The 11806-nt window shown below is 63.3% G+C and carries 10 protein-coding genes; 6 read left to right on the top strand and 4 right to left on the bottom strand.

Features of this window, described 5'->3' with window-relative positions; all coding sequences use genetic code 11:
• The first annotated feature begins 114 nt into the window (after positions 1-114).
• From rbfA to N5D48_RS07145, 5 genes are all read left to right on the top strand, one after another.
• Positions 115-513, top strand: a complete 399-nt coding sequence (gene rbfA, locus N5D48_RS07125) for a 30S ribosome-binding factor RbfA (protein ID WP_279882604.1) — start codon at positions 115-117, stop codon at positions 511-513.
• 3 nt (positions 514-516) lie between these two features.
• Complete coding sequence (gene truB / locus N5D48_RS07130; protein WP_279882606.1) at positions 517-1434, top strand: tRNA pseudouridine(55) synthase TruB; 918 nt, start codon at positions 517-519, stop codon at positions 1432-1434.
• A gap of 149 nt (positions 1435-1583) precedes the next feature.
• Positions 1584-1853: a 30S ribosomal protein S15 gene (rpsO, locus tag N5D48_RS07135; protein WP_023629335.1), complete on the top strand. Its 270-nt coding sequence runs from the start codon at positions 1584-1586 to the stop codon at positions 1851-1853.
• Positions 1854-2101: 248 nt separating this feature from the next.
• Positions 2102-4207 carry a polyribonucleotide nucleotidyltransferase gene (gene pnp / locus N5D48_RS07140; protein ID WP_279806712.1) on the top strand — a complete coding sequence of 702 codons (2106 nt, stop codon included), beginning with the start codon at positions 2102-2104 and terminating at the stop codon, positions 4205-4207.
• Between the two features lie 258 nt (positions 4208-4465).
• Positions 4466-4816 (top strand): BON domain-containing protein, encoded by a 351-nt coding sequence (locus N5D48_RS07145; RefSeq protein ID WP_153784942.1) that lies wholly within the window; start codon positions 4466-4468, stop codon positions 4814-4816.
• A 209-nt stretch (positions 4817-5025) separates the two neighbouring features.
• Here N5D48_RS07145 and N5D48_RS07150 read toward each other — a convergent pair whose 3' ends face one another.
• Positions 5026-5328: a putative quinol monooxygenase gene (locus tag N5D48_RS07150; RefSeq protein ID WP_279882610.1), complete on the bottom strand. Its 303-nt coding sequence runs from the start codon at positions 5326-5328 to the stop codon at positions 5026-5028.
• 60 nt (positions 5329-5388) lie between these two features.
• On the opposite strand from N5D48_RS07150, the gene N5D48_RS07155 reads away from it, so the two are divergent.
• The gene (locus N5D48_RS07155) at positions 5389-5802 is read left to right on the top strand and encodes a VOC family protein (protein ID WP_279882612.1); all 414 of its coding nucleotides are present in this window, start codon (positions 5389-5391) and stop codon (positions 5800-5802) included.
• 69 nt (positions 5803-5871) lie between these two features.
• On the opposite strand, the gene N5D48_RS07160 is transcribed toward N5D48_RS07155, so the two are convergent.
• The 3 genes from N5D48_RS07160 to acs all read right to left on the bottom strand — a co-directional run bounded on the left by N5D48_RS07160 (position 5872) and on the right by acs (position 11729).
• Positions 5872-8808, bottom strand: a complete 2937-nt coding sequence (locus N5D48_RS07160; RefSeq protein WP_279882614.1) for a DUF748 domain-containing protein — start codon at positions 8806-8808, stop codon at positions 5872-5874.
• A gap of 79 nt (positions 8809-8887) precedes the next feature.
• Entirely contained in the window at positions 8888-9757 is an 870-nt protein-coding gene (locus N5D48_RS07165) for an oxygenase MpaB family protein (protein WP_279882616.1), read from the bottom strand.
• Positions 9758-9794: 37 nt separating this feature from the next.
• Complete coding sequence (gene acs / locus N5D48_RS07170) at positions 9795-11729, bottom strand: acetate--CoA ligase (RefSeq protein WP_279882619.1); 1935 nt, start codon at positions 11727-11729, stop codon at positions 9795-9797.
• Positions 11730-11806: the final 77 nt, after the last annotated feature.

Genomic DNA, 11806 nt, shown 5'->3' on the forward strand with positions numbered 1-11806 from the left:
ATCGAGCCTGGCGCAGCCCCCGTCGCAAGGCGGCTGGCAGCGCCTCTGCAGGTAGCGCCCGGTCAGGTTTCCGCCTGACCGGGCGTTTGCCGCTTTACGTAACAGGTAGCAAAAATGGCAAAAGAATACAGCCGTACCCAACGCATCGGCGATCAGATGCAGCGTGAGCTGTCGGAACTGATCCGCCGTGAAGTCAAAGACCCGCGCGTCGGCCTGGTGACCATTACCGCCGTCGACGTCAGCCGCGACCTGGGCCATGCCAAGGTCTTCATCACCGTGATGGGCCAGGACGGCGCCGACGCCGTGCCGCAGACCCTCAAAGCCTTGACCAGCGCCGCGAGCTTCCTGCGCCTGCACCTTGGCCGCGTCATGCAGCTGCGCAGCGTGCCGCAGCTGCATTTCCACTTCGATGAAAGCGTCAGTCGCGGTGCCCATCTGTCGGCACTTATCGAGCGTGCGGTGGCCGAAGATCGCCAGCACAAGGATGCCGACGAGCCGGACACCAAGGAGTAAGCGGTGGCCCAGGTCAAACGTATCCGCCGCAATGTCAGCGGCATCATCCTGCTCGACAAGCCGCTGGGGTTCACCTCCAACGCCGCGCTGCAGAAAGTCCGCTGGTTGCTCAACGCGGAAAAGGCCGGCCATACCGGCAGCCTCGACCCGCTGGCCACCGGCGTGCTGCCGCTGTGCTTCGGCGAGGCGACCAAGTTTTCGCAGTACCTGCTCGACTCCGACAAGGGTTACGAAACGGTCATGCAGCTGGGCCAGACCACCAGCACGGCGGACGCCGAGGGCGAAGTCCTGCAGACCCGCGAAGTGACCGTTGGTCGCGCCGATATCGAAGCCGTCATTCCACGTTTTCGTGGCGACATCCTCCAGGTACCGCCGATGTACTCGGCGCTCAAGCGCGATGGCCAGCCGCTGTACAAGCTGGCGCGTGCAGGAGAGGTAGTGGAGCGCGAGGCGCGTTCTGTTACTATTGGCCGCTTGGAGCTGCTCGAGTGCGAAGGCACCCGGGCGCGCCTGTCGGTTGGCTGCAGCAAGGGCACCTATATCCGCACTTTGGTCGAGGATATCGGTGAGGCGCTGGGCTGTGGTGCCTACGTCGCCGAACTGCGCCGTACCCAGGCAGGCCCCTTCGAGCTGGCACAGACGGTGACGCTCGAGGCGCTCGAACAGGCCCACGCCGAAGGCGGCAACGAAGCGCTCGATCGCTTCTTGATGCCATCCGACAGCGGGCTGCAGGACTGGCCACTGGTAGGTCTCTCCGAACATAGCGCGTTCTACTGGCTGCATGGCCAGGCGGTACGCGCGCCGGAGGCGCCGCAGTTCGGCATGGTCCGGGTACAGGATCATAATGGTCGCTTCATCGGTATCGGTGAAGTGAGCGAAGACGGGCGCATCGCGCCGCGTCGACTGATTCGGTCGGAATGACCGAAACCACGGGCAGAGGCTTCGGCTGAAACCGGTGGTATCGAGGGTGGCTGTTATTAGGCACGGTCACACCTCTTCTTATTAATACGGGGATTCGTCCCTGGCCTATTGGAGACCGTTTACGGGATCCGTTTATCAGGAGAAGCCAAATGGCCCTCAGCGTCGAAGAAAAAGCTCAGATCGTTGCAGACTATCAGCAAGCCGCCGGCGACACCGGTAGCCCGGAAGTTCAGGTTGCCCTGCTGACCTTCAACATCAACAAGCTGCAAGGCCACTTCAAGGCCAACGAAAAAGACCACCACTCCCGTCGTGGTCTGATCCGTATGGTCAACCAGCGTCGTAAGCTGCTGGACTACCTGAAGGGCAAGGACACCACTCGTTACAGCGCCCTGATCGGTCGCCTGGGTCTGCGTCGCTAATAGCGGCCTGGCCAGTGGTGTTGCATGGTGTGTCGCATTCTTCGGCAACGCTGCCTGTCAGCGTTGCCGTTGGACACGCCGCGCGATCTGCGAGGTTGGCAGCCTGGTCTGTCGTGCGGTTCTACCGCTCGGCGCCAGGCTCCCAGCCTCGTGTTGTATCTGGACGGTCAATGGGGCCGATTCCCCGTTCTGCCCAAGAATTCGCAAGAACCAGTTCCCCCAAGAGCCACTGAAAAAGGTAGGAAACCGTGAACCCGGTAATCAAGACGTTCCAGTTCGGTCAATCGACCGTTACCCTCGAAACGGGCCGCATTGCCCGTCAGGCCACCGGCGCCGTGCTGGTCACCGTCGACAACGATGTCACCGTGCTGGTGACCGTGGTCGGTGCCAAGCAAGCCGATCCGGGCAAGGGCTTCTTCCCGCTGTCCGTGCACTACCAGGAAAAAACCTACGCTGCCGGCAAGATCCCTGGTGGTTTCTTCAAGCGTGAAGGCCGTCCTTCCGAGAAAGAAACCCTGACCTCGCGCCTGATCGACCGTCCGATCCGCCCGCTGTTCCCTGAAGGCTTCATGAACGAAGTCCAGGTCGTCTGCACCGTGGTTTCCACCAGCAAGAAGACCGATCCGGACATCGCCGCGATGATCGGTACCTCGGCTGCCCTGGCCATTTCCGGCATTCCGTTCGAAGGCCCGATCGGCGCCGCCCGCGTCGCCTTCCACGAAAGCACCGGCTATCTGCTGAACCCGACCTACGAGCAACTGGCTGCCTCGAGCCTGGACATGGTCGTTGCCGGTACCGAGTCCGCCGTGCTGATGGTCGAGTCGGAAGCCCAGGAGCTGACCGAAGACCAGATGCTGGGCGCCGTGCTGTTCGCCCACGATGAATTCCAGGCCGTGATCAAGGCCGTCAAGGAGCTGGCTGCCGAAGCCGCCAAGCCAACCTGGGACTGGAAACCCGCCGTTGCCAACACCGCGCTGTTCGACGCCATCCGCGCCGAGTTCGGCGAGGCTGTTTCCCAGGGCTACACCATCACCGTCAAGGCCGACCGCTATGCGCGCCTGGGCGAACTGCGCGATCAGGCGATCGCCAAGTTCTCCGGTGAAGAAGGCCAGCCATCGGCTGCTGAAGTCAAAGACATCTTCGGCGAGATCGAATACCGCACCGTTCGCGAGAACATCGTCAACGGCAAGCCACGTATCGACGGTCGTGACACCAAGACCGTGCGTCCGCTGAACATCGAAGTCGGTGTTCTGCCGAAGACTCACGGTTCGGCGCTGTTCACCCGTGGCGAAACCCAGGCCCTGGTCGTCGCGACCCTGGGTACTGCCCGTGACGCCCAGCTGCTGGACACCTTGGAAGGCGAGAAGAAAGACCCCTTCATGCTGCACTACAACTTCCCGCCGTTCTCGGTGGGCGAGTGTGGCCGCATGGGCGGTGCCGGTCGTCGCGAAATCGGCCACGGCCGTCTGGCCCGTCGCTCGGTCCAGGCCATGCTGCCGGCCGCCGACGTGTTCCCGTACACCATCCGCGTGGTGTCGGAAATCACCGAGTCCAACGGTTCCAGCTCCATGGCTTCGGTCTGCGGCGCCTCGCTGGCCCTGATGGACGCCGGCGTGCCGATGAAAGCCCCGGTCGCCGGTATCGCCATGGGTCTGGTCAAGGAAGGTGACAAGTTCGCCGTCCTGACCGACATCCTCGGTGACGAAGACCACCTGGGCGACATGGACTTCAAGGTAGCCGGTACCGCCAAGGGTGTTACCGCGCTGCAGATGGACATCAAGATCAACGGCATCACCGAAGAGATCATGGAAATCGCCCTGGGCCAGGCCCTGGAAGCGCGCCTGAACATCCTCGGCCAGATGAACCAGATCATCGGCGAGTCGCGTACCGAGCTGTCGGCCAACGCCCCGACCATGATCGCGATGAAGATCGACACCGACAAGATCCGTGACGTCATCGGCAAGGGCGGCGCCACCATCCGCGCCATCTGCGAAGAGACCAAGGCTTCGATCGATATCGAAGACGACGGCTCGATCAAGATCTTCGGCGAGACCAAGGAAGCCGCGGACGCTGCCAAGCAGCGCATCCTGGGCATCACCGCCGAGGCCGAGATCGGCAAGATCTACGTCGGCAAGGTCGAGCGCATCGTCGACTTCGGCGCCTTCGTCAACATCCTGCCGGGCAAGGACGGCCTGGTGCACATCTCCATGCTGAGCGATGCTCGCGTCGAGAAGGTCACCGACGTGCTCAAGGAAGGCCAGGAAGTCGAAGTGCTGGTACTGGACGTGGACAACCGCGGTCGTATCAAGCTGTCGATCAAGGACGTCGCCGCTGCCAAGGCATCGGGCGTCTAAGCCTTCCAGGCTGAGAAGAAGGACCCTTCGGGGTCCTTTTTTTATGCCTGTGCCTTTCTCTTGTGGACTTGCATCTTGCATGCAGGAATTTGCCAGGACTTGCAAAATGCACGATCACGGCTTTTTGCATTAATAGTTAACTTATTGATTTTTAATGGTTAATTTTAAATCTGAAAACTGGCATACGCTGTGCAACATCACTCCTACCTGACGCCAGGAACCAAGGCGCAGACCTTTCGAAAAACAGGAGTGACCCACATGAAGAAGTTCGCCATTGCTGCCGCTACTGCCACCGCTCTGACCCTGACCATGGCTAACGCGGCGTTCGCTGCCCAGTCCACCCAGGCCCCGATGACGCTGGCGGCCGGTGAGGTGACCAAAGCCAAGGAAGCTACTTCCGACACCTGGATCACCACCAAGGTGAAAGCTGACCTGATGACCGAGAAAGGCGTGCCAGGCAGTGACATCAAGGTCGAAACCAACAAAGGCGTGGTATCGCTGTCCTCGGAGGTGGCCATTACCGACGCCCAGAAGGAAATGGCAGTCGCCATCGCCAAGAAGATCAAAGGCGTGCAGGCCGTCTCGGCTGATGGCCTGAAGTCCGAGTAAGGGATGTCCCGGCGGCCAAAGGGAATTGGCCACCCCTTCAAGCACAAGCCCCGGCATTAGCCGGGGCTTGTGCTTTGTGCTGTCCCTGTAGGAGCGGCCTTGCGCCGCGAAAGGGCCGCGCAGCGGCCCCATCAATTTCTGCCTCGGAGCAGGGATCAGGAGCTGCGTTGCAGCCCTTTCGCGGCACGAGGCCGCTCCTACACAGGGCGCTATAGCGCCGGATTGCGTGCGATCACATCGCTCTCGAAGCACACCTGCTCCACGATCAACGGTTCCACCAGCGGCCGGCTATCCCAGAAGTGCGCGGTCTGGGTATGGGCGTCGTACGCCGCGTCATCCTGGTAGATCTCGTACAGGTAGATCACGTGCGCATCGTCGCGGTCCTGCGACACATCGAACACCAGGCAGCCCGGCTCGGTGGCCACCGATGCGGCGGCATTGGCCTTGATGGCGCTGAGGAAGGTGTCGGCGGTACCGGGTTTCACCCGTGTCTTGATGAACAGGCAGTACACAGGAAGCTCCTTTTGTTTTAAATTCAGATTTGAATTGTATACAAAAAAGGAGCTTCTCTCATGTCCGATCTGCCCGCCCGCCCTGGTCGTCTGAATGGCCTGCGTCACATCGCCCTGCTGGTGCCCAACCTCGAGGAATGCGAGCGCTTCTATGTCGATGTGCTGGGCATGGAGGTGCTCAACCGTGCCAACGAAGACCTGGTGTACCTGACCTGTGGCAATGACAACCTGTCGCTGGGGCGCGGCGCGGGGGCCTCGAACGGTTTCCAGACCCTGGACCACTATGGCTTTGTCGTCGATAGCGTGGAGGAGCTCGAAGCCTGGTACCAGTACTTCAAGGCCCATGGCGTGACGCTGCTGGATCGGCCGTTCAACCATGGCGACGGCGCGCGCAGTTTCCACTTGCTGGACCCGGCGGGGAACAAGGTGCAGCCGCTGTATCACCCGGCAGTGTCGGGGCAGCGGCTGGCCTGATGGGATTGATCGCCTGTGCTGCCTTCATCGCCGGCTTGCCGGCGATGAAGGCGACTTGATCGTGAAGGGCTACTCGGCGTCCAGGTGCATCGGCGTCACCACCCGCCCATCGCTTTCAGCCTGGCCGAGGTTGGTATCGATGAAGTACACCCGGTCATCTTCCAGCTGCCCTTTGTCCACCAGGTAGTCCTTGATGCTGCTGGCCCGTTCCTGGCCCAGGTTGCGTAGCAGGGCGGGGCTTTCGGCCCATGACTTGATCACGGCCTCGCGCAGCTTGGTGGTCCGCTCGTCGCGCCCGAGCTTCTCCCACTCGGCCGGCGGTTGCTGCTTGAGGCGAGCGCGGTAGATGCCTTCGAGCATCGCCGGCTTGTCGCTGTCGTCGACCACCAGCAGCGAGGCGTTGGCCGGAACCTTGTCGCCACGGCGCTGCAGGATCTTGTACCAGGTGGCCTGGTATTCGCGCTCCAGGCGCTGCTGGGCGATCAGTGGGCCGTCGCTGCTCTGGGCGGCGGTGCCTTCGATCTCCAGGCGCAGCTCGGGGCGCTCCTTGAGGGCCGAGGCGAGCTTGTCCAGAGAGGTTTGCACTTCTGGCGTGAGGTCGCTGGAGCCCGCTGCGAACGAGACATTGCCCAGATCCTCCGCACCGCCACCAGAGACCAGCCCGCCGAGCAGCTTGAACGGCGCCTGGGCTGCGCGCAGTACCAGGTTGCGCAGGGTCTGCCAGACGATGGGCATCACGCTGAACTGCGGGTTGTTGAGGTCGCCCGATACCGGCAGCTCGATGGAGATCTTGCCTTCGGTGTCCTTGAGCAGGGCAACGGCCAGGCGGATCGGCAGGTCCACCGCGTCCGGGCTGTCGACTTTCTCGCCCAGTTGCAGCTGCTCGATCACCACCTTGTTCTCGGCCTTGAGCTGGCCATTGGTGATCAGGTAGTGCAGGTCGAGGTTCAGCCGGCCCTTGCGGATCCGCAAGCCCGCGAACTTGCCGGAGTAGGGGGTGAGCGTGGTCAGCTCGACACGCTTGAAGCTGGTGGCGATGTCCAGGCTGGCCAGCGGGCTGAACGGGTTGAGCGCGCCCTTGATGGTCACTGGCGCGTAGCGGTCCACCTTGCCCTTGATATCCACCTTGGCCGGCAACGGCTTGCGGTTGTCGATGGTGCCGATCTGGCCATTGAGCTGCTGCACCGCGGTGGCGAAATTGGGCGTCAGGGTCAGGTCGGCGAAGTTGGCCGAACCATCGTTGATACTGATCTGGCCAATACGGATGCCCAGTTCCTTGCCAGTGCCGGGGGCTGCCGGCTTGCTCGGCGCCGCAGCCGGCTTGTCGGCGGGCTGTGGAATCAGCAGGTCGTCGACGTTGGTGGTGCGGTCTTCGTTGATGATGAAGCGCGCGTAAGGCTGTAGCAGGGTGACCTTGTCGATCGACAGGGCATCACCATGCACATAGGACAGGCCGTCGACGTTGACCTGCTGCCATTTGACGAAGTCGCGATTCTTGATGGTGTCCAGGGTGTGCAGCTGGTTGGCCTGGGCCTTGCCAGTGATGCTGAAGGCCAGTGGCTCGGTGCTCTTGAGGTCGACCTTCAGGTCGCTGGAGAGCATGCCGCTGCGCAGTTCCAGGCGGATGAACGGGCTGATGTAGGCCTGGGCGACGCGCAGGTCGATGTCTCGGGTGGCGACGTCCAGCTTGGCGCTCACCGGCGCCAGATTGACCTGGCCCGCGGCCTGCAGCTTGCCCTGCTTGCCCACGCCGGTGTCCAGCTTCAGGGTGAAGGGCGACTGGTTGAGGCTGTCGAAGTTCTGCAGGTCGAGGTTGAGCGGGCCTACGTCCAGCGCCACGGGCTCCTTCTGGCTGCGGTCGGCCAGGTGGACCATGTAGTTGCGCGCCTGTACGTCCTTGAGCAGCACCTGCCAGGGCTTGCCGGGTTCCTTGGCGGCCTGTTCTTCCGGCGCCGGTTGTGCGGCGGCGGGCTCGGCCTTTTCCTTTGGCGTGGCCTTGGCCGGTTGGCTGGCGAACAGTTTCTGCCAGTCGAGCTGGCCGTCCTTTTCCAGTGCCGCCCAGGTTTCCAGCTTCTCGCTGCGGATCTTGCCGACAGTGACCAGTTGCTTGGCCAGGTCGATAGAGGTTTCGCTCACTTCCAGGCTGGCCAGGCGGGCCAGTGGCCGGCCATCCGGGGCCTTGATGGCGAACGACGCGACTCGCACGGAGGTGTTGTCGAGCAGCAGCTCGGTCTCCTTGGCGAGGTTGAGCTTGTAGTGGGTGTCCAGGCTGAGCAAGCCGTCTTCCAGCACCAGCGGTACGGCGTCGCGCACGTAGGGCCAGAACAGCTTCATCTGGCCATCAGTGACCTTCAGGGTACCTTCGGAGGCGATCGGGGCCAGGCTGAGGGTGCCGCTCCAGTCGATGCGCCCACCGGCCGGGCCGTTGGCCACCAGGGTCATGTCGGCATTGTCGTCAGGCAGGGTGCTGAGGTTCTTCAGCTCCAGGTTCATCGAATCGTAGAGGAACTCGATGGGCTCGCTGGGGCGCAGGTCCTGGAAATGCAGATAACCTTCGCTGAGCTTGATGCTGGCGATGCGCAGCGGGAACGGGTCGCTTGGCGGTTCCTCGGGCTTGGGCTCGCTGGGCGGGATCTTGAACAACTGGGCCAGGTTGAGGCTGCCGTCCTTGGCGAACAGCAGCTCGGTGCGGGGTTTGTCCAGTTCCACCGCGTCCAGGCGCAGGGCCTTGGTCCACAGGCTGTCGAGGGACAAGTTGGCGTACAGGCGTTCGAAGCCGACCTGTTCCTTGCCGGGCTCGCCGATCTGCAGGCCCCAGAGCGTCAGTTCGAGGCTGAACGGGTTGAGTTCGATGCGTTGCAGGTGCGCGGGCACCGTGGCGTACTGCGCCAGTTGCTGGTTGGCGATGCGCAGGGCGACGCCGGGGAGAATGAAAAAGCCGAGCAGGCCGTACAGGGCCACGAGGGCCAGCAGTGCGCCGATGGCGCGGGTCAATCCTTTGGGCATGTGTCGCTTCGTCTGTATCAGGCTGGAGTGCTTGGAGTATGGCACGTTAAATCGGTTCCGATGAACGAACCAAAATACCTCATTCGATGCCCATGCGCCGCCTGGCGCGGTGTGCAGAGCCATTGCGCATGGCCCAGCGCAGCACCGGGGCGGTCCTGCCCAGGCCCAGGCGGATCATGTGCCGGGCCAGTGGCCCCTGGTGCAGCCCGAGCATGTCGCTCGCCCAGTCCGGCAGCAGGTCGATGCCCGCCTTGAGCATCAGCTTGCCCACCGGTTCGGCCAGGCGGCTGGGGGCCGGGGCCTTGAGCAGGATGTCCACCACCTCCAGGCTACGGCTGTCACATTGCAGTTGTGGGCGCATGCGGCGCAGGTAGTCCTCCACTGCGTTGCAGGAACGTGGCACGTCGCGCGCGCCCAGGCGTTCGGCGATCAGGGCGATTTCGGCGTAGTAGGCATCCTGGCTGGCGCGGGGCAGGGCAGGGTTGCGGTAGCGCAGGTGGGCGGCAAGGAAACTGCTGACCTCGGCCACATGCACCCAGGTCAGCAGGTCGGGGTCGCTGGCCGCGTAGGGCCGTCCGTCAGGTGCGGTGCCGACCACCTGAAGATGGATGGTGCGTACCTTGTCGATCAGCCACTCGGCGTCGCGGGTCGAACCGAAGGTGGTGCCGGAGATGAACTGGCTGGTGCGACGCAGGCGACCGAGCAGGTCGTGGCGAAAGTTCGAATGATCCCATACGCCAGCCAGCGCCAGTGGGTGCAGCAGTTGCAGCATCAGCGCGCTGATTCCGCCGACCAGCATGCTGGGAAAGTCGCCATGCACCTGCCAGCTGATGCTCTTTGGCCCGAACAGGCCGGGGTCACCCTTGGGCGATTCCAGGTCGAGCTGGCCGAGGGCCACGCCGGTGAGGCTCATGACCTGGGTTTCGATGCGGCGACGTAGGGCTTCCATGGTGACCTTGGGTTCATGGCGGCCACCCGGCCGCGTGTTATCGATTGAGGCGTTTGTCGATCAGGCCCTGGACCACGCTTGGATCGGCAAGGGTAGAAGTGTCTCCCAGGTTGTCCAGTTCGTTGCAGGCGATCTTGCGCAGTATACGCCGCATGATCTTGCCCGAGCGGGTCTTGGGCAGGGCCGGCGCCCACTGGATCAGTTCGGGCTTGGCGAAGCTGCCGATTTCCTTGCTGACCAGGGCCAGCAGCTCGGCCTTGAGCGCATCGTCCGGCTCGACGCCGTTCATGGGGGTGACGAAGGCATACACGCCCTGACCCTTGAGATCGTGCGGATAACCGACCACGGCCGCTTCGGCGACCTTGTCGTGCAGCACCAGGGCGCTTTCCACCTCGGCGGTGCCGATACGGTGGCCGGAGACGTTGATCACATCGTCGATGCGCCCGGTGATCCAGTAGTCGCCATCGGCATCGCGCCGGGCGCCGTCGCCGGTGAAGTAGTAGCCGGGCATGGGCTTGAAGTAGGTGTCGACCATGCGCTGGTGATCGCCGTAGACGCTGCGGATCTGCCCAGGCCAGCTGGCCTTGATCGCCAGCAGGCCGGCCCCAGGACCTTCGATGAGTTTGCCTTTCTCATCCAGCAACACCGGTTGCACGCCGAACATCGGCTGGGTGGCGCAACCCGGCTTGAGCCGTGGCGTGCCGGGCAGGGGCGTGAGCATGATGCCGCCGGTCTCGGTCTGCCACCAGGTGTCGACGATCGGGCAGCGTTTCTGCCCGACTTCCTCGAAGTACCATTCCCAGGCTTCCGGATTGATCGGCTCGCCGACACTGCCGAGCAGGCGCAGGCTCTTGCGTGAGGTGCTCTGCAGGGGGCCGGCGCCTTCGCGCATCAGTGCGCGCAGCGCGGTAGGCGCGGTGTAGAAGATGTTCACCCGGTGCTTGTCGACGACCTGCCAGAAGCGCGAGCTGTCGGGGTAGTTGGGCACGCCTTCGAACATCAGCGAGATCGCGCCGTTAGCCAACGGGCCATAGACGATATAGCTGTGGCCGGTGACCCAGCCGACGTCGGCGGTGCACCAGAACACCTCGCCGTCACGGTAGTCGAACACGGTCTTGAAGGTCATGGTCGCCTGCAGCAGGTAGCCGGCGGTGCTGTGCAGCACGCCTTTGGGTTTGCCGGTGCTGCCGGAGGTATAGAGGATGAACAATGGGTCTTCGGCCGCCATCGGTTCGGGCGGGCAGTCGTCGCCGGCCTTCTCGGTGACTTCGTGGTACCAGAGGTCACGCCCGTCGCTCCAGGCCACATCGGTGCCCGTGCGCTTCACCACCAGTACGTTATCGACGTTGGGGCAGCTGGCGAGTGCCTTGTCGACATTCTGCTTGAGGGGGATGCGCTTGCCGCCACGCACGCCCTCGTCGGCGGTGATCACGGTGCGGCAGTCGGCATCGAGGATGCGGTCGCGCAGGGCGTCGGGGGAAAAGCCGCCGAACACCACCGAGTGGATGGCGCCGATACGCGTGCAGGCGAGCATGGCGTAGGCGGCTTCGGGGATCATCGGCATGTAGATGCATACCCGGTCGCCTTTCTTCACCCCGCGTGCCTTCAGGGCGTTGGCCAGGCGGCAGACCTGGCGGTGCAGTTCACGGTAGCTGATGGCCTTGCTGTCGTTGGGATCGTCGCCTTCCCACAGCAGGGCCGTCTGTTCACCACGCGTTGCCAGGTGGCGGTCGATGCAGTTGTAGCTGACGTTGAGCTGGGCGCCGTCGAACCAGCGGGCATTGCCGGTCTTCAGGTCGCATTGCTGCACGCTCGACCAGGGCTTGACCCAGTCCAGTCGCTTGGCCTGTTCGGCCCAGAAGGTGTCGGGGTCATCCACCGACTGGCGGTAGAGGCGGCGGTAATCGTCGTCGGAGGGGGTGGCGGACTGGCTCACGGCCAGGGCCTGGGGATAGTCGCGGATATCGAACATGGCGGGTGGTCCTGCTCTTGTTAGGGGCGAGGGACTGCAACGGCTATTCGATGGACAGTGTAGAAGGTGGGGGTGTT

The sequence above is a fragment of the Pseudomonas sp. GD03858 genome, assembly GCF_029840925.1.
GTDB lineage: Bacteria > Pseudomonadota > Gammaproteobacteria > Pseudomonadales > Pseudomonadaceae > Aquipseudomonas.